Origin of the sequence: Couchioplanes caeruleus (genome assembly GCF_003751945.1) — a bacterium.
Classification (GTDB): domain Bacteria; phylum Actinomycetota; class Actinomycetes; order Mycobacteriales; family Micromonosporaceae; genus Actinoplanes; species Actinoplanes caeruleus.
Map to the genome: position 1 here is coordinate 2,452,241 of NZ_RJKL01000001.1, position 17,188 is coordinate 2,469,428.

21 protein-coding genes and 1 pseudogene are annotated in these 17,188 nt (G+C 69.5%); 7 read left to right on the forward strand and 15 right to left on the reverse strand.

Annotated features, from left to right (window positions below; translation table 11 throughout):
* Positions 1-321: 321 nt before the first annotated feature.
* Positions 322-1,185 (reverse strand): hypothetical protein, encoded by an 864-nt coding sequence (locus EDD30_RS10685; protein WP_071806022.1) that lies wholly within the window; start codon positions 1,183-1,185, stop codon positions 322-324.
* Between the two features lie 479 nt (positions 1,186-1,664).
* On the opposite strand from EDD30_RS10685, the gene EDD30_RS10690 reads away from it, so the two are divergent.
* Positions 1,665-2,060 carry a hypothetical protein gene (locus EDD30_RS10690; RefSeq protein ID WP_211277814.1) on the forward strand — a complete coding sequence of 132 codons (396 nt, stop codon included), beginning with the start codon at positions 1,665-1,667 and terminating at the stop codon, positions 2,058-2,060.
* Between the two features lie 168 nt (positions 2,061-2,228).
* On the opposite strand, the gene EDD30_RS10695 is transcribed toward EDD30_RS10690, so the two are convergent.
* The 3 genes from EDD30_RS10695 to EDD30_RS10705 form a co-directional block, all read right to left on the reverse strand.
* Positions 2,229-2,522: a barstar family protein gene (locus EDD30_RS10695; protein ID WP_170047301.1), complete on the reverse strand. Its 294-nt coding sequence runs from the start codon at positions 2,520-2,522 to the stop codon at positions 2,229-2,231.
* Between the two features lie 268 nt (positions 2,523-2,790).
* Positions 2,791-3,315: a hypothetical protein gene (locus tag EDD30_RS10700; RefSeq protein ID WP_071806024.1), complete on the reverse strand. Its 525-nt coding sequence runs from the start codon at positions 3,313-3,315 to the stop codon at positions 2,791-2,793.
* Positions 3,316-3,417: 102 nt separating this feature from the next.
* Positions 3,418-4,047 (reverse strand): maleylpyruvate isomerase family mycothiol-dependent enzyme, encoded by a 630-nt coding sequence (locus tag EDD30_RS10705; RefSeq protein WP_071806025.1) that lies wholly within the window; start codon positions 4,045-4,047, stop codon positions 3,418-3,420.
* A gap of 79 nt (positions 4,048-4,126) precedes the next feature.
* Here EDD30_RS10705 and EDD30_RS10710 point away from each other — a divergent pair, with 79 nt between their 5' ends.
* Positions 4,127-4,966 (forward strand): TIGR02569 family protein, encoded by an 840-nt coding sequence (locus EDD30_RS10710; RefSeq protein ID WP_071806027.1) that lies wholly within the window; start codon positions 4,127-4,129, stop codon positions 4,964-4,966.
* A 10-nt stretch (positions 4,967-4,976) separates the two neighbouring features.
* Positions 4,977-5,435, forward strand: a complete 459-nt coding sequence (locus EDD30_RS10715) for a GNAT family N-acetyltransferase (protein ID WP_170047303.1) — start codon at positions 4,977-4,979, stop codon at positions 5,433-5,435.
* A 91-nt stretch (positions 5,436-5,526) separates the two neighbouring features.
* Here the strand turns inward: EDD30_RS10715 and EDD30_RS10720 are convergent, their stop codons facing one another.
* Positions 5,527-6,117 (reverse strand): DUF1810 domain-containing protein, encoded by a 591-nt coding sequence (locus EDD30_RS10720; protein WP_244945193.1) that lies wholly within the window; start codon positions 6,115-6,117, stop codon positions 5,527-5,529.
* Between the two features lie 438 nt (positions 6,118-6,555).
* On the opposite strand from EDD30_RS10720, the gene EDD30_RS10725 reads away from it, so the two are divergent.
* Entirely contained in the window at positions 6,556-8,085 is a 1,530-nt protein-coding gene (locus EDD30_RS10725; protein WP_084556454.1) for a cellulase family glycosylhydrolase, read from the forward strand.
* 309 nt (positions 8,086-8,394) lie between these two features.
* On the opposite strand, the gene EDD30_RS10735 is transcribed toward EDD30_RS10725, so the two are convergent.
* From EDD30_RS10735 to EDD30_RS10765, 7 genes are all read right to left on the reverse strand, one after another.
* Positions 8,395-8,907, reverse strand: a complete 513-nt coding sequence (locus tag EDD30_RS10735; RefSeq protein ID WP_244945194.1) for a DUF1877 family protein — start codon at positions 8,905-8,907, stop codon at positions 8,395-8,397.
* A gap of 145 nt (positions 8,908-9,052) precedes the next feature.
* A complete protein-coding gene (locus EDD30_RS10740; RefSeq protein WP_123678215.1) occupies positions 9,053-9,652 on the reverse strand; it encodes a DUF7691 family protein in 600 nt (199 codons plus the stop codon).
* A 24-nt stretch (positions 9,653-9,676) separates the two neighbouring features.
* Positions 9,677-9,874, reverse strand: a complete 198-nt coding sequence (locus EDD30_RS10745) for a hypothetical protein (protein WP_123678216.1) — start codon at positions 9,872-9,874, stop codon at positions 9,677-9,679.
* A complete protein-coding gene (locus tag EDD30_RS10750; RefSeq protein ID WP_123678217.1) occupies positions 9,871-10,089 on the reverse strand; it encodes a hypothetical protein in 219 nt (72 codons plus the stop codon). Before EDD30_RS10750 ends, EDD30_RS10745 begins: the two co-directional genes overlap by 4 nt.
* On the reverse strand, positions 10,086-10,643 hold the full coding sequence (locus EDD30_RS10755) for a hypothetical protein (RefSeq protein ID WP_071808270.1): 558 nt from the start codon (positions 10,641-10,643) through the stop codon (positions 10,086-10,088). The genes EDD30_RS10750 and EDD30_RS10755 overlap by 4 nt, the downstream gene beginning before the upstream one ends.
* Positions 10,644-10,657: 14 nt before the next feature.
* Complete coding sequence (locus EDD30_RS10760) at positions 10,658-11,020, reverse strand: hypothetical protein (RefSeq protein WP_071808268.1); 363 nt, start codon at positions 11,018-11,020, stop codon at positions 10,658-10,660.
* A 261-nt stretch (positions 11,021-11,281) separates the two neighbouring features.
* Complete coding sequence (locus EDD30_RS10765) at positions 11,282-12,373, reverse strand: IS630 family transposase (RefSeq protein ID WP_123678218.1); 1,092 nt, start codon at positions 12,371-12,373, stop codon at positions 11,282-11,284.
* A gap of 100 nt (positions 12,374-12,473) precedes the next feature.
* Here EDD30_RS10765 and EDD30_RS40520 point away from each other — a divergent pair.
* Positions 12,474-12,653 (forward strand): annotated as a pseudogene (locus tag EDD30_RS40520) (NUDIX domain-containing protein); the annotation flags it as partial.
* Between the two features lie 732 nt (positions 12,654-13,385).
* Here EDD30_RS40520 and EDD30_RS10775 read toward each other — a convergent pair.
* The gene (locus tag EDD30_RS10775) at positions 13,386-13,685 is read right to left on the reverse strand and encodes a hypothetical protein (RefSeq protein WP_071806629.1); all 300 of its coding nucleotides are present in this window, start codon (positions 13,683-13,685) and stop codon (positions 13,386-13,388) included.
* Between the two features lie 279 nt (positions 13,686-13,964).
* Between EDD30_RS10775 and EDD30_RS10780 the strand changes: the two genes are divergently transcribed.
* Entirely contained in the window at positions 13,965-14,714 is a 750-nt protein-coding gene (locus EDD30_RS10780; protein ID WP_143162767.1) for a hypothetical protein, read from the forward strand.
* 141 nt (positions 14,715-14,855) lie between these two features.
* On the opposite strand, the gene EDD30_RS10785 is transcribed toward EDD30_RS10780, so the two are convergent.
* Positions 14,856-15,101 (reverse strand): hypothetical protein, encoded by a 246-nt coding sequence (locus tag EDD30_RS10785; RefSeq protein ID WP_143162768.1) that lies wholly within the window; start codon positions 15,099-15,101, stop codon positions 14,856-14,858.
* A gap of 79 nt (positions 15,102-15,180) precedes the next feature.
* Positions 15,181-15,786 carry an anthrone oxygenase family protein gene (locus EDD30_RS10790; protein WP_244945195.1) on the reverse strand — a complete coding sequence of 202 codons (606 nt, stop codon included), beginning with the start codon at positions 15,784-15,786 and terminating at the stop codon, positions 15,181-15,183.
* Between the two features lie 89 nt (positions 15,787-15,875).
* Between EDD30_RS10790 and EDD30_RS10795 the strand changes: the two genes are divergently transcribed.
* Positions 15,876-16,529: a TetR/AcrR family transcriptional regulator gene (locus EDD30_RS10795; RefSeq protein ID WP_071806632.1), complete on the forward strand. Its 654-nt coding sequence runs from the start codon at positions 15,876-15,878 to the stop codon at positions 16,527-16,529.
* Positions 16,530-17,188 lie beyond the last annotated feature (659 nt).

The following is a 17,188-nucleotide window of genomic DNA, read 5'->3' on the forward strand; positions in this document are numbered from 1 at the left end:
GGACGCCGGCCACGAACCGGCCGCCGCCGGGCCCTCGAGCCTGGAAGCGGACGGTAGCTGGGCACGACTCGGGGTACGCATGTCAGCAGCAAACGTATGCGCCTACTTGGCAGTAGACTAGTCATCTAAACAGGTGAAGACGACATTACGCTGAGTTTTGTCCACGTTGGGGCCGTGCCCCGCAGTGCATGCGCTGTCTCTCTGCTCTGGACGGGGAGCCGTGGAGTGGTCAGCGCTGGCGGCCGGCCTGGTCTGAGCCGGGAGCCACGGAGTGGTCAGTGCTCGCGGTCGGCCGGGTCTGAGCCGGGAGCCGTGGAGTGGTCAGTGCTGGTGGTCGGCCGCCAGTTCCCGGTAGGCGGCGATCACCGCGGCGGTCCGCTCGGCCAGCTCGGGCCCGGAGTCGGCAGGTGTCGCGCCGGCGGCGGTGAGCCGCGAGATCGCCAGCTCGGCTTCCCGAGCCGTCTCGCCGACCCGCTGCTCCCGGATGAGGTTCTCCCCCGCGAGCGCGGCGGCGTTGATGCTCGCCAAGATGCGGTTGGCCGCGGCGGCCGAGGACCGCCACAGCCCCTCGACCCGCAGCCGCTGCTCGGCGAGGGCCTGCACGGCGGGACTGTCGGCGGGCAGGTTGTGCAGGGCGGCGGCGCCGAGTTCCTCGCGCAACCGGCGGATCTGCTGCCGGCGGTTCATGATCGCGGCGAGCTCCCGGAGGGCGGCGGTGAGACTACGGTCGGCATCACCCGGATCGATCATGTGCCGCAGTTGAGGCCAGGTCCCCCGCACCCGCTGGGCGACGACCAGAGCCCGGCCATAGGCGGCCCGCTCCTCCGCGGCGTGCAGCACGAACGAGTCCTCGCCCCGAGGAAGCGCGAGCGTGCCCAACCGCGCCGCCCGCGCCTGTTGCACGCCGACGAAGGCGACGAGAGCGAGCGACCCGGCGGCCGCAGCCCACCACGGGATGCCCAGGGTGGCGAGAACGGCGGAGAGCACGAGCAGCGCCAGCGACAGTTGCGAGGAGAACCGCACCCGCTCCTCGCGGCTACGCCCACTCGGCAGCACCGGCACGACCTCGGTGACCGAACCCCGGCGCACCCGCCGGGCGCGCCCGGTCCGCATGCGGATCGGGTCCGGCGACACGACGATCTTCTCATGATCGGCCCCGACGAACAGGCCCTGGAGTCCGGTCACGGCGCACCCCTTCCGGCCCGCTGCACTGGTAGCCGAGCGGACCCGGCCGCCGAGGGGGTACGGCCGGGCCCGCTCACCCGCGGAGCCGTCCGCAGGTGCCAGAAAGATCGGGCGGGGGCGACCGGACCTGAGCCGGGCCGGGGTGCAGCGAGGGTGCACCCCAGCCGGGGGTCCCAGCCCGGCTACACATCCGGTGGTCTCGGCTCAGGATTCCCAGCCCACCGCCACACGCATGATCGACCCAGTCCAACTCCTCCCGCCCGCTTCCCTCCGATCGATCGAGCCCCATTCCCGCCCGCCGCCCGGCCCCCATGCCCGACCGACCCCATCGCCGGCGCGCCGCCGCCGCGCCAACGACCCATCGGGCCGCGACTCCGGGCCGCCGTCGTGCTTCTGGTCGATGTCGAAAAGCTGCCGGGTGATCCGACTCAGAGTGACCGCAGTGCATCGCCGGCACGGCACGAGAACGGAGAAGGCCCATGAGATACCTGCTCACGGTCGACTACCGCAGCGGCGTCACCGACGCCCCGATGCCCGGGTGGAAGCCGGAGGAGATCAAGGCATACATGGACTACGACGTCGCCCTCACCGCGAACTCGTGGCAAGCGGAGAATACGTCGACGGGCACGCGCTCACCGGCCCCGAGCTCGCCAAGGTCGTCACCTCGGACGGCACGGCACCGGTGGTCGCGGGCGGCCCGTTCGCCCGATCCAGCGAGATGCTGGCCGGCTTCCACCTTCGACGTCGACTCGGACACCCGCGCCATCGAGATCGCCGGCCGCATCTCCCAGGTGCCGGGCCCGGGCGGCACACCCCTACGTCAGCCGATCGGCGTCCGCCGCCTCATGAACACCGCCACCGTCGATCCCCTGTGACAGGGGTTCAGCGACGCCGGTAGCGGTGGGTCTGCAGCAGGGACAGCAGCCCGGAGCATCCGCGGTGACGATGACCTCGGCCCCGCACCACGCCCACGGCTGACCGACCTCAGGTGACCGGCCAGGCGCGAACAGCCTCCGCACATGATCAGCCCGAGCGAACCGGGCCTATTCGAAGACGCGGAAGATGAAGCGCTCGTTCCAGTCCCGGCCGACGTCCGTCGCCTCGATCTCCTCCAGGGTCCGCACGTAGCGGTCGTAGAGCTCGAGGCCGAGGGCGAGCCGCAAGCTGGCGGCGTAGATCCAGACGAGCTGGAGCGGGCGTGGATCACCGGACGCGAGTCGCCGGCCGAGGTCGTCGAGGTCGTGGCAGTAGTACGGCCCGTATCCGAGCGCACCGGCCAGCCGCCGGTGCAGATCGGCCTCGTCGAGGATGAACCGGCCGTCGATGACCACGTTCACCGTGCCAGCCTCCCGCACCCGTTCGATACCCCCGCGTGGTCAAACGATCATGACGAGCTCGCGATCGTGTGTAGTGGCGGGCGTCTCGCCGTCTGTGCCCCCGGCTCGCCCGGTGAAACACCACCCCGCAAGACCGGCACGCAAATTGCAGCCAACGACCGAACTAGACGCCCGAGCGGCGGCCACGACCGCACCCGCACCCTCGAGCAGCGGGCGCGGCCGGATCCGCGGGCCACGGCGATCAGCGCGGACCGCCGGGACCGATCGCTCACGTCGCCCGGGCCGGCACCTCCTCGGTCGCCGGGTGATCGGCGGTGCGGTATCGCAGGTCGGCCTCCGGTGCGACCTCGCCTAGGCCTTCGAGCCGCGCCCGGATGCCACCTCGGCTGCGCCCGAACTCCTCCATCAGCTCCCGCTCGGAAGCACCCTCCCGATACCGCGCCACCAGGCGTTCGTCGTCCTCGGTGGACCAGCGGACGCCCAGGTTGGGATGGCGCTTGGGTTTCCGTCCGGCCGCCGGGGGCGTGCCGCGTCCGGCGCGCAGGGCGGTCAGGCCCGACAGGGTGGTGGTGAGGGCCTCGGTCACGGCGGGGAGGTCGGCGGGCGAGATCCCTCCGCCGAGTTCGCTCACCACCTCTCCGCTGGGGCCCCAGCCCGTCACCGTCAGTCTGATGCGGTCGTCGCCCGTACCCGAAGCGATCAGGTGGTAGGTGTTGTCGCCGGCCAGGAAATGCCGGTCGAGCTGCGTGTATGGACGCCGGTCCGGGTCCGGCGTGTATTCGTTTGCATCCATGGGGCGACCGTAGGGCGAGGGACCGACAGTTTCGGCGGGTCTCCGCGGCCCTGTCGCCCACGCGACACAAGCCGGCGACCAAGGATCAAGATCGCGACGGCGTCAGCGACTGAGGCGCTGGTCGAGCACCCGCACTCCAGGCCCGCCGAGCTCGCTCAATGCCACCCCGCGCCCGCACATCGCCATCATCAGTGCCTCTGCCGGGCCCGCCACCAGCGGCCCCACGCCGGAGAACCAGTCCAGGTCGGACGCTTCGAAGCGCAGCCCCGCCAGCCGTCGCCGCTTCGTGAAGCCGTACGCCCGGCCACCGGTCAGGAACTCCAGCGATGCCTTCAGCCCTTCGGGCCCCAGGCCGTGGGGCAGGCCCAGCGGACGGCGCATGTCCTGGCCGTGCACCTGGAGATCGGTGAGCTGACCCGCGTACCCGACGATCGGGGGTTTGAATGGATTGTCCGCTTCGTCGCGGAGGGCCTGGGCCAGCTCCGCCGCCGGCCGCGCGGCCATGAGCACCGCAAGCTGCGCATTCGCCCGGTGCAGACGGAAACCGTTGCGGGCCAGCAGCGGCAGCAACGGTACGGGCGGCTTGCCCACCGCCGCGAGGAGGTGACCGGCAACCTCCTTGACCGTCCACTCGCCGCAGAGGCTCGGCCTGTCGAGCTGGCCGGGTTCCAGCGAGTCGACCAGGTCGGCGATGCGGCGGCGTTCTTCGACGATGGCGGCACGGATATCCACGGCGCCAGGCTAGCGGTCGGCGGTGGGGCGGTTCGCCGAGGTCGCCGTGGATCCCTCCGCCGGGCGGTTCAATGAATCCATGGAAGATCGACGGCCTCCGGCCGAGGTCCTGCGCGCATTCGGCGCGACCGCGGATCCCGTACGCCTCGCCGGAGGCAAAGGCGGCACCTGGCGCGCCGGCGACGTGGTCCTCAAGCCGGCGGAGGGCGACGACGCGGTCCGCTGGCGCTCGGAGATCCTCGCGACGCTGCCCGAATCGCCATGCTTTCGCATTGCCCGCCCGATCCGCGCCGCGACCGGTGACTGGCTCGCCGACGGCTGGGAAGCGGCATGCGCGGTGGCGGGCCAACCCGACCAGCGCCGCGTCGACGACGTCGTCCGCACCGGATCCGCCTTCCACGAGGCGGTCGCCCACCTGCCGCGGCCCGGCTTCCTGGACACAAGATCGGACCCTTGGGCGTACGGGGAAAGGCTCGCCTGGGACCGCCTCCGTCACCGGTCCGGCCACCCGGAAGCGTCTGGTCCCACCCGTGCCGGCGGCGACGCCGAACCGCTGCTCGGAAGCCTGCTCGCGGTCCGGCGGCCGGTGCACCTGCCGGACCAGATCGTGCACGGCGACCTGCTGGGCAACGTCCTGTTCGCGGACGGCCTGCCCCCGGCGGTGATCGACTGGTCGGCGTACTGGCGACCTCCCGCCTGGGCCAGCGCGGTGGCCGTGGTGGACGCCATGGTCTGGCACGGCGCCGGATTCGACGCCGCGCTGCGCTGGTCACATCTTCCGGCCTGGGGTCAACTCCTGGTCCGCGCCACCATCTTCCGGCTCGCGACCTGGGCGGTCGCCGGCTGGACGAGCGAGCCGATGGATGCCTACGAGCCGGTGGTCCGCAAGGTCATCGGCTATGTCGGACCCACCGTCTAGGGTTCCGCTCGTGGCAGACGTACGACTGGAACCGATGACCGACGCACAGTTCACGACCTACCGCGAGACGGCCGAGCAGGAGTATGCCCAGCAGGCCGCCGACTCCGGCGCGATGTCACTGCCCGAGGCACTGAAGAAGGCCACCGACGACTTCGCCCGCCTCCTCCCCGACGGCCCGGCAAGCCCGGAGCAGTTCCTGTGGCGTGCCTATGCGGACGATGCCGACGTCGGCATGATCTGGCTGCACATCACGTCCCGGACGGCGTACATCTTCGACATCGTGGTCGACGAAAGCCATCGCCGCCACGGTTACGGCCGAGCAATCATGCGCGCGGCCGAAGAGCTGTGCCGCGACCGCGGTGTGGAGTCGATCGGCCTCAACGTCTTCGGCCGGAACGCGGGCGCCCGCGCACTGTACGAACAGGAGGGTTACGAAATCACCTCAGTGCAGATGCGGAAACGCCTGTAGAGATGAGCACTGAAGTTGCACGCAGGGAACGCGACGGCGGTGTCGTCTCCGACGTGACCACATCGGCCCGCCCAGCGCCGCACCCGCAAACCTAGGCGGAGCCGGAGGCCGGGATCCGTTCCAGGGTGGCGGGGTCGGGCTCGCCGCCGTAGTACTTGTCGAGCACGGCCTGGAACACCGCGGCGTCATCGGCGGCCCGGGCGAACAGCGTCATCGACGACCGCAGCTTCAGGTCGTCGGGATGGCCGAGAATCTCGCGCGCCGTGCGCCCCTCCACCGCCAGCAGCGCCTGCGAGCATTCGGTCAGCCGCGGACCGAGCACGGGGTGAGCCAGGTAGGCGCGGGCTTCGGCGAGGTCACGGATGGCGTACGTCCGGGCGGTCGGGCTCAAGCCGAGCCCGGCGATCTGCGGAAACACGAACCACATCCAATGGCTGCGCTTGGCTCCCGCCCGCAGCTCGGTCAACGCCCGGTCGTAGACAGCGGCCTGCGCCGACACGAACCGTTCCAGATCGGCCTGCTTGTCCATGATCCCCTCCTCCCCGCGAACGGGCCGTTCCCCAAGGTCTTTGGTCATGATGCGCTCTCGGCGCACGCCGTCGGGCAGGAGGTCGCCGAGTTCACCCGTGTCACGGAAGCCGTTGCGCCGGTAGAGCGTCCACGCGTTCTCGTTACCCTCCACCACGGCCAGCCGAACAGTCTCCGCACCCAGGCGGGACTGAACATGTCGACCGTGAGGCTCACTCTGACGGTTCACCCGCACACCGACCTGGACGCTACGCGCCGGGCACGCCGCCTCGCACAATCCGTCATCGTCTGGTTACGCAATGGGAGCGCTCCCATGTAACATGGACACCCGGCCGTACTCACAAGCACCGATACCTGCGGGCCACGCTCATCCCCCTCCCCCGGGGAGCAGTCTGCGATGATTTCCACCCTTCCCCGCGTCCAGGCGCACGACCCGCGCCATCGCCGCGGTCGCAGCTTCACCGGCACCGTCTCGATGACCGCCCTCGGCGGACCCGGCCATCGATGGCCCGCGCCGGGCTTCCGCGCACCCCCGCGGTCCTGCCGCACCACTCCCGACGTCTCCCCACCGTCCTCAGGAGGGTCAATCACCATGGTCTCCCCACGGATCACCAGTAAACTCGCCGTCGTCGCGGCCGCCGTCATCGCCGCCCCGCTCATCTGGATCGCCACGACCACGAATGCCCAGGCGGCAACCGTGCCCACGGTGGACTGGTTGCACACCCGCGGCAACCAGATCGTCGACGAATCCGGCAACCCGGTCCGGCTGAGCGGCACCAACTGGTTCGGCTTCAACGCCACCGAACGCGTCTTTCACGGGCTCTGGTCGGCGAACCTGACCGAGATCACGAAGTCGATGGCCGACCGCGGCATCAACATCGTCCGGGTCCCGATCTCCACCCAGTTGCTGCTGGAGTGGAAGGCCGGGCAGGCCGCAGTGCCGTCCGCGGTGAACACCTACGCGAACCCGGAGCTCGCCGGCAAGACCAATCTTGAGGTCTTCGACGCGTTCCTGGCCCTGTGCGAGCGGTTCGGCATGAAGGTCGTGCTGGACGTGCACAGCGCCGAGGCCGACAACTCCGGACACCTTTATCCGGTGTGGTGGAAGGGCTCGATCACCAGCGAGCAGTTCTATCAGGCGTGGGAGTGGGTCACCGCCCGCTACCGTATCAACGACACCCTGGTCGCGATGGACGTGAAGAACGAGCCGCACGGCAAGATGAACGAGAGCCCGCGGGCCACGTGGGACTCGTCGGCCGACCAGGACAACTTCAAGACCGCCTGCCAGGTCGCCGGCCGCCGGATCCTCGCGATCAACCCGAACGTCCTGATCATGTGCGAGGGCATCGAGATCTACCCCAAGGACGGTACGAACTGGTCGTCCACCGCGGAGGCCGACTATTACTTCAACTGGTGGGGCGGCAATCTGCGCGGCGCCAAGGACCACCCGGTCGATCTGGGCGCGAATCAGGATCAGCTCGTCTACTCGCCGCACGACTACGGCCCGCTGGTCTTCAACCAGCCGTGGTTCGACAAGCCGTTCGACAAGGCCTCGCTGACCGCGGACGTCTGGACGCCGAACTGGCTGTACCTGCACGACAGCGGCACCGCCCCGCTACTGATCGGCGAATGGGGCGGCCGACTCGGCCAGGATCCACGCCAGGACAAGTGGATGACCGCATTGCGTGACCTCATCGTGGAGAAGGGACTGCACCAGACGTTCTGGGTGCTCAATCCCAACTCCGGGGACACTGGCGGTCTGCTGCTGGACGACTGGAAGACCTGGGACGAGCAGAAGTACGCGCTGCTCAGGCCGGCGCTGTGGGAGTATCAGGGCAAGTTCGTCAGCCTGGACCACCAGGTGCGGCTGGGCGGAGCGGGCAGCACGACGAGCCTCAACCTGGCTGAGCGGTACGGGACCAGCGGCCCGACCGACCCGCCGACGAGCCCGTCCTCGCCGCCGCCGAACGATCCGCCCCCGAGCCCGCCCGTCGCGGGGTGCACGGCGACCTTCCGTACCGTCGGTTCGTGGTCGGGCGGCTTCCAGGCCGAGGTCACGGTCCGCAACACCGGCACTGGGTCAAGCCACGGCACGCTGACACTGAACGCTGACCTGCCGTGAGGTGGCGGGCCCGGCGCTGCCGGGCCCGCCACAGACAGGACATGCCCCTCGGTCACAGCGTTCGGGAAAGCGTCACCGTGACGGTTCCCCGAACGCCGGCTGCCCACGCACTCGACCGATTCCTCGCGCCACCAGCACAGCTCGGAATAGAAACAGCCACTGTGCCCTGTACCACCCGGGCGCCGCCGTGTCGGCGTCAACGAGCCAGGACCGCAGCATGGTGACGAGAAGCAGGTCCAGCAGCCGGTCGAGGGCGACCAGCCCCGGAGTGTCGGCCGACCTGATGACGCGCTTCGCGCGCATCCCAGATCAGGCGATCCAGCAGATCACCGCGTCACCGTCGGCTGCGGCGGCCGTGAGGAATTCCGTGGCCCTCGGCAGGCGCGAGACTGCCCATTCCAGCTCTCCTGAGCGATCCCAGACTGCTGGACAGATCCGTTCGCGGTCCAGGTGAGCAGGGTCTACTCCGGCGATCAGGTCCGCCTCGGTCAGCGCAGCGATCGCCTGCGCGGCCTGGGCGACCTGCTCGGGGGTGAGATAGCGGGGCGGGCCGTAGCCCCAGTCGGGAATGTCGTCCGGGTCAAAGAGGAAGTCCTGCTCGCCGAGCACGACCGACACCGGGAAGTTGCGGCGGCGCAACAGAAAGTCCAGGCCGTGCCAGGTCTTGTCCAGCTCCAGAAGGCGCCGCCGCTGTGGGGTCGGCGGCGCGGCGTACTCCGTCTCGCTGACCTGCTCGGCTAGAGCGAAGGCCCAGGTCAGGTCGCCGGCAGCGCGTTCCAGCTCGCCCGGGGTCACCCGTAGCCAGTAACCGAGCATGCTCATGCCGCTAGAGCCCAGTTGTCGGCTGTCGGTGCGGCAGAGCGCCGGCGGGCGATGCGGTCGTCGTGGTCACCGCCGGGGACATCGTGTGGATAGAGGCGTGGAGCCGGCCTGTCTCGCGGGCCGAGGCGGTCGCCATGGTCGCGGCTCAATGGAAGAAGGCCACGACGGAGCAGCCCGAGTCGTGCGCGTGAGATAGCCACTGGAACACGTCGTAGGCGGCGTCCTTGTACTCCTCGGCGATGTCGGCCAACGCGGCGCCGGCGAGCAGATGCGCCGGCTCCTGCAGAGATCCGTACTCCCGATATCCGATCCCTGGAAAGTCGTCGATCCGCGGCAACGGCACCGGCGCACCACCGAACACGAGGTCCCAGGTGGAGAAGCCCTCGGCGAGCAGTCCCGCACTGGCCAGCGCCTCGTCGACGCGTTCGCACCAGTCCACCGGCACCGGCATCCACCGGGCGTTGTCCAAGAACCTGCCCTGCACGTCGCACAGGTGCTCGAGGAAGTAGCCGTACGCGAACCCGATCCGCTCGTCGTACGGCTCGCCCATGATCATGTGACGGGCGACATCTGCCAGGGTGACGGCCGGCCCATCGTCGGTCACGTCGTCGATGAGCTCCTGCACGTCGTCATGGTGCGCGGTGAAACTCGCGCCGTATCGCTTGGCCAGCGCGTCGTCCCCATTTCCGATCTCGGCCCGCAGACCGTCGAGATCGACGGCCCACGCCATGACTCCGTATCCCATCGTTATCCTCCCCGTGCTTCTCGATCAAGCAAGGGACCGATGGTAGCGGCGCCCTGTGACATCACTTTCCGTCCTGCTGCGCACGGCCGCGGCGGCCCGCTGCTCGGCTTTGATCCGCGCGGCCAGTTCCTGGGCACGGCGTTCGAGGTAGCCCTCCAGGCCGGCGGTGATGTGCTGAAGCCGAGCAGCCAGCTCTTCGGGGCTGCTCATCGCGTATTTCATCGTGCGGCGTGGTCCGCCCGGGCCGACTGCGTGGCCGCGGCCCAACCCGTCGCGAGGGCCTGTCGGAGGCGGTCGGAGGCGAGCCGGTCCACGACGACGATCGGGGCGTTGGGGCCGTCGAGGCGGCGGGCCACGAGCGGGGCGATGGCGAAGAAGAGCAGGACGCCGCCGGCGGGGACGGCGAACGCGAGCAGTACCGGATGCACGACAGTCACCGCCTCTCGTCCGGGGCGGTGGTCTCGCGGTGCGAGGCCGCCTGGCCGGCGGCGGCGTTCGCCGTCGCCGCGTCGGCCGCCGGAGCGGCAGTGACCTGCTGCAGGGTGGCGGCGAACCGGAAGTCCTGGGCGGTGTGGGCCCGGCGGCCCAGCTCGAGCAGCTCGCGGGTGTCCTGCTGGGACTCCGCCAGCAGTCGCAGGGCCAGCTCGCCGGCGGCGGTGTGCGCCACGCGGGCGGTCTCGCGGAGGCTGTCGTAGTGCGCTTCGGCCTGGTCGGCGGCGGCCAGCCGGGCGAGGTCGCCGGGCTGTTCGTGCAGCTGGTCGCGGGTGGTGGCCCAGGCTTGCCAGGCCTGGTCCGCGGCGGCGTCGGCGGCGCGCTCGTAGGCGGCCGCGGCCTGCAGGTCGGCGGCGCGTTCCTCGCCGCGGCGCCGGTGGGTCGCGGCGAGCGCCTCGTGCCGGGCGAACAGGTCCTCGACCTCGACGTGCAGCAGGTCCAGGGCGCGTGCGGTCAGGTCGTCGCCGGATGCGGCGCCGGCGGTGCTGGGCTCGGTCATCGCTGGGCGTCCCTTCACGGTGCGGTGGGCGGCGTTCCGCGCTCGGGCGCCGGCGCGGCGTCCGGCGGCGCGGGTGGCGGGTAGGTGGAGAACCGGCGGCGCAGCGCGCCGAAGCGGGTCGTCGCGGAGCGCTCCGCGGTGGCCGCGGTGTGCCCGAGCGCGACGCCGATGTCCTGGCAGGACGCGCCGAGGGCGCGGGCGCCGTCGATCGCGACCAGCTCGTCGTGGTCGATCTGGGCGCGGGCCCGGTGGGCCAGCATTAGCGCGGCGAGGCAGTCGTCGCGGTCGGCCGGCGCCGCGTCCGCGTAGAGGGTCTGGCCGCCGAGGTGGCCTTGCACGGCCTCGGCGACCTCGCGCAGCGCGGCGCCGTCGGGCATCCGCGGTCCGCAATTTCGGTGATCTCCGGGTCGGAACTCACGCACGTTTGCACGTCCACGAGTTCCCCGGCCTCGCGCAGCAGGCTTATCCAGGACCGTAGGTCCTGCGGTGCTTGCGGCATGGCCGTCGTAGGGCCGCCCATGCCCCCGACCGTACCGGTCATCACAGTGGACCGAAAGAAGCCGGGGACACCTGAGCCCCGTCCGACGGCCCATCTCCTCGAACGGAAAGTCGTGATCGCCGTGGCGCTGCGAGGTGTACTAGTGTGCTGCGCCGGAAATTCGCCTACAAAATCGGGTGAGTGATTCGAGGATCTCTTCGGCGGTCTTGGTCCAGATGAACGGTCGCGGATTGCTGTTCCAGTCGGCGATCCAGGACCGGATGTCGGCTTCCAGGGCCTGGACGCTGTTGTGGGTGCCGCGGCGGATCTTCTGGTCGGCGAGGAAGCCGAACCAGCGTTCGACCTGGTTGATCCAGGACGAGCCGGTCGGGGTGAAGTGCATGTGGAAGCGGGGATGTTTCGTCAGCCAGGCCCGGATGGCGGGGGTTTTGTGGGTGCCGTAGTTGTCGCAGATCAGGTGCACGTCCAGGTCGGCCGGGACGGTCTTGTCGATGGTGATCAGGAACTGTTTGAACTCGGTCGCGCGGTGCTGGCGGTGCAGTTCGCTGATGACGGTGCCGTCGGCGGTGTCGAACGCGGCGAACAGGCTGGTGATGCCGTTGCGGTGGTAGTCGTGGGTGCGGCGTTCGGGCATGCCGGGCATCATCGGCAGGACCGGCTGGGAGCGGTTGAGGGCCTGGATCTGGGACTTCTCGTCCACGCACAGCACCACGGCTCGTTCGGGCGGATGATGGTAGAGGCCGACGACGTCGACGACTTTCTCGATGAACTGCGGGTCGGTGGACAGTTTGAACGTCTCAGCCCGGTGCGGCTTGAGGCCGAAGTCGCGCCAGATCCGGCCGATCGTCGACTTCGACAGCCCGGACTTCTCCGCCATCGACGCGCGTGACCAGTGAGTGGCGTTACGCGGTGTCTGTTCCAGGGTGGCGACGACGACTTCTTCGACCTTGTCCAGGGCGATCGACGGCGGCCGGCCCGGACGTTGTTCATCGATCAAACCGTCGAGACGTTCGGCCAGGAACCGCCGCCGCCACTTACCCGCAGTGGACAGGTGTACGCCCAGAGCCGTTGCTACATCAGTGTTCGCGGCACCTTCGGCGCACGCCAGGATGATCCTCGATCGCACAGCGAGGGCCTGCGAAGACTTCGCCCGACGCGACCACCGGGTCAACGTCGCGCGTTCCTCATCGGTCAACACCAGCGGTGCAGTCGGGCGCCCGGTACGTGCCATCAACCCACCCTACACCGACTTATCATGCGAATTTCCGGCGCAGCACACTAGCCGGGCGTCCGTGAGCGACGACTACACCGCCACGCTGCCGCGCAAGCGGATGGGGGCAGCGGTGCTGCTGTCGGACGACCGGGGCCGGGTCCTGTTGGTCGAGCCGACCTACAAGAGCTACTGGGAAATCCCGGGGGGTGCGGTAGAGGCGGACGAGTCGCCCTACGCCGCAGCGGTGCGCGAGCTCGAGGAAGAGCTGTCCCTGCCGGTGAAGCCGGGCCGCCTGCTGGTGACCGACTGGGTCCCTCCACGCCCGGACCGCACCGAGGGTTTGATGCTCGTCTTCGACGGCGGCGTGCTGACGCCGAACCAGACGGCGCGGATCCAGCTACCGGCCGAGGAGCGCGGATCCAGCTACCGGCCGAGGAGCTACGTAGCTGGGCGTGGTGCACCGCGATGCAGGCCGGCGAACGGCTCTCGGAGCTGCTCACCCGCCGGATCGTCGCGGCGGTTAAGGCCCGCGCCGACGGTACGGTGGCGTACCTGGAAAACGGCTTCTTCGTCGCCTGAGCAGCAATGGCCACCCGTGCTCGGCACCCGACCACCTGACCGTGCTCCCACTCGAGGCCCGGAGTCCGCCATGCCCGCCGACCACCCCCGCGCCCGAGCACCGAGATGTCGCTCCGGCGGCATTCGGCGGTGACTCGTTCTGGCGAGCGCTCAACCGCCTCGCCGAACGAGCAGGGCATGAAGCCACTCCCGAATACTCACTGGTGCTGTCGAACCGACATGCCGCTACCAGTACGAGTGCCTCAAGTGCGGATACCCGCTCGTTGTGATCACCGTGCAGCGTGACTAGAGGCTCGCCCTGGCGCCTGTCCCGCAGAGTTCTCCCGCGGCACGGTGTACTTCGCCGACGCAGAGTTCTCCGGCGGCAAGGTCCTCTTCACGGGCGCGAAGTTCGCCGGCGGCGAGATCGATCTCAGGTCGCCACTGTCCTGGGATTCGCCTCCGCGGGGGATCACCGAGAAGGAACCAGGCGCACGGTGGCCGCCTTCGACGCAGCCCGATCCATCTCGCCGTCGAGGAAGCACAGGTAGGACGCAGCCACGAACTGCCACAGGCCGCTCGGCGCCGCGACGGCCGCCGCCATCTCACGCCCAGAGGTTCGGCGCAGATCGGCGAGCAGCTCGTACGACTCGGAATCGGCCGGATCATCCCCGATCGCCCCGGCCGCATACGCCGCAGCCTCGGCGGGCGATCCGCCGCAATGCGCCATGACCCGCGCGAGTGCGAGCGACCCGGACCTCGACATGGTCACGCACCGTACGCTACACAGATCCAGGTCAGCATCCCGAGAGGCGAAGGCCGCGTGCGCTCACGGAATCGGGCTGGACTCCGCGCGGGCTGGCTGCCTTACAGCTCACTGAAGGGGAGGAAGCCGTCTTCCGGCAAGCGATGAGTCATGACATCTGACTCCGGTAGGCCTGGTCAACTCATCAGGTCGCCCACGTCGCGGGACGATCCGCGGCGACGGCTACAGTGATGCCCGTTCATGGCTACTGAACGGGGAAGCGGTATGCGAGCATGGCGGCGATCGATGGCCACAAGTGTGGTATTCCTTGCGGCAGCGTCAGGGGCCGCTTGTTCCGCTACCGCGGATGGCACTGCGATCCCGGGCCAGACTCCTCGGCCCACCGTCACGATTCCGGCCGACCCCGTATCGGCGCTCGGCGCGGCCCAAGCCAAGCTGGGTACCGAATCCGCCCGGTTCGCCCAAGAAATGGGATCTGATCTGTACAGCTACACCGGCGTGGTGAATGCCGAGACGAAGAACTGGGAGATCACCGGGAAGGAATACGTCGTCCGACGGGTTGGGACGGAGCTCTACGTGCAGGCGAGCGGCAAGACGCTGGAAACCATGATCCTCCCGCCGGCCACCACTGCCCACCTGGCAGCGGGCGGCTGGGTCCACAGCCGATTGCCGCACGGCCACGAACTGTCCGTGGTCTTCAACGACAGCTTCCCCTGGAACCAGGCCAAGCCGGCGACCCGTGCCACCGGCATGACCAGGACCGGTACCCGTTCGTTCTCTGGCAAGCTCACCGTCAAGGACTCGAGGCCCAGTTCGCGACAGCGCCCGAGCATAGACATGCGCGTCGGCGCCGACCTCGACGAGCAGGGACGCTTCGCCAGGATCAGTCGGGACTTCCTTACGAAGTCCCCTGATCAGAGCATCGTATTCACGTTCTCGGATTACGGGGTACAGGCCGACATCGCGGCACCGCCGCCCAGCGACGTGGTAGAGCAGGACAACACCTCCTTCCTCACCAGCACCCTCCTTAACTGACCCGGTTCGACAAGCCGGCGAGCGTCCCTGCCCTGCCGGCGTGGTCGTCAAGTCGGGACTCAGCCGCAGCATTGCATTGCTGGTGGACGTAATAGAATGACCTGTGGTGCCGCGAGAGTTTCGTAGCGCCCGGGTCTCTATTCATTTTGCGAATTGATGACGGTGATGGTCGAGGAATACCGAGCGTCCGATGAGCTCGTGGAAGCCTGGCGCGAATTGGCGGAGCGAGTGCGAGAAGTGCTCGATCTTGCTGGAGTTCCACACCACGGCGCAGATGACGCTCCCAGGCCGGCGGGAGCCGAGATCGAGATCGATCATGGCACCGACGAGATGGGCGGCGTCCTTGTCGAATGGCGGCCAGCAGCAGCACTCGTTGACGCTCAGCACGCAGTACGGCAACTACGTCGACGTCGTCACCGATGCCGTCGACGCAAAACGTCGCCGCATCACCCCCGCCGACGACGCGTCACCGTGCCGCCGGCGTGACCGGTGGCGTCGTGCCTCCGGATCCGGTCGGGCGGGCCGGTGCGTGTCGGGCACGGACCATGAGCGCTCGGACGAGGCAGGCGAGCGCCGCCGTCGCGGCGATGGTGCGGGCGATGTTCCACTCGACCCAGGTCGTCTCGTACGCGGCGCGCACGGCGGACAGGTCGGCGATGGCGCTCGGGTCGCCGGCCGCGGCGAGTTCGTCGTTGAGTGGCACGCTGATGCCCATCGTGATGGCGAACGCGACCGCGTAGAGCCCCACCGCGGCGACGGTCCAGGGCAGGACGGGGCGCGCGTCGCGGCGCAGGTGCAGGATCGCGGCGATGGCGGCCAGCGGGAGCGCGCCGAAGAAGCTGACCGCGAACCAGCCGTTGCGCACGGTCGCATTGATCCATTGCATGGTGCTGACGAAGGTGTGGTTGTCGACCCGGGCGAGGCCGATCATGACCGAGCAGGCGTAGGCGTAGAAGAACCCGGCGATGAGCCCCATCGCGACCGCTGCGGCGCCCAGCGCCCAGGCGCGTGCGAGCTGCATGGCACGGCGCGGGGCAGGCGCCACGCCGGTCGCGGGTACGGACACCGACATGTCGAACCTCCAGCTAGAATCGAACCAGCGCGTACGAATTAAACCGTACCCGCGAGTTCGAATTAATGCCAGACGCCGAGGGAGGCGCCTTGACCGGGCAGACCCGTCGCGGCCGGCCCCGCGCCGGTGAGCAGGCGGCACGTCGCCAGGCCGCACTCGACGCGGCCCTCGCCGAACTCGTCGCCCATGGCCTCGACGGCACCACGATGCAGGCGGTCGCCGCACGCGCCGGCTGCTCGAAGGAGAGCCTGTACGCATGGTTCGGCAACCGCGACGGACTGCTGTCGGCGCTGATCCGGCGCCAGGCCGAGCAGGTCAACACAGCGGTGGCGGCGGCCCTGGACCGTCCTACTCAGCCCCGCACGACGCTCGTCGCCATCGCCGAGAACCTGCTCCACCTGCTCACCAGCGACGCGTCGCTGGCACTGAACCGGGCCGCCATGGCGAACGCCGAGCTCGCCGCGCTGCTACTGCGACACGGCCGACACACCACCGGCCCGCTGGTCGAAGCCTTCCTGGCCCGGCTGGCCGGCGAGGGCCGGCTGCGCGTCGACGACCCCGCGGACGCCTTCCGGCTCCTCTACGGCCTGGTGGTCAGAGACGCGCAGATCCGGGCCCTGCTGGGCGAGCCGCCCGCATCCGCCGATCGCCTCCGCGCCGACGCCCGGGTAGCGGTCGACCGCTTCCTCGCCCTTACCACGGGCACAGTCGAGCCCCCAGGCCACGCGCAACTCGACCGATGACCGCATCGGCGGCCGTCAGTGCCGACCGCCCCCGACCGGACCAGCAGATCCAGCCGCCGCCGTCGAGGTCGAGGACGAGCGCGCGGACCGAGTGGCGCAGATTCAGTGGAAGCATGCGGACACGCTAGCTGGATGTCATTGGACCTCGCCTCGACGTCAGTTGGCGAGCAGGACTCGCTGGCGAAGGAGGTAGTCTTCGCCGTCGGCATCCCGCTTGCTTCCGCGCGGCAGCGACCGCGACCTGCCGCCCTGGGGCCGCACCGAGATCGGCGCGCTCGTGGTGTTGGGTGTACTCCAGGCACACAGCGCCGTGCCGTGGCAGCGCAGATTGTGCCGTTGTCGAGCAGGGCTAGCTCTTGCACTGGTGCGAGCGTTTCCAGTACCGCGGCTGTCGCACCGTTCCAGGAGTCGACGTCGGTCACGAGGGCGGCCGCCCGGTGCAACACGTCGACCCGGAGCAGTCCCTTGACGTGGCGGGGCGTCAACGGCTTGGTCGGCGTCACGATGACCGGCGCGACGAGCGCCCGAGGACGGCGACGCTTTTCGGCGGCAAGATCGGCCGAGCGCTTCGCGTACGCCGTCACGGCCGTCCTCTCCTCAGCCACGCCCATCGCCGATAGGTCCGCTCACGATGAGCGATGAATGCTCCAGGCGCCCCG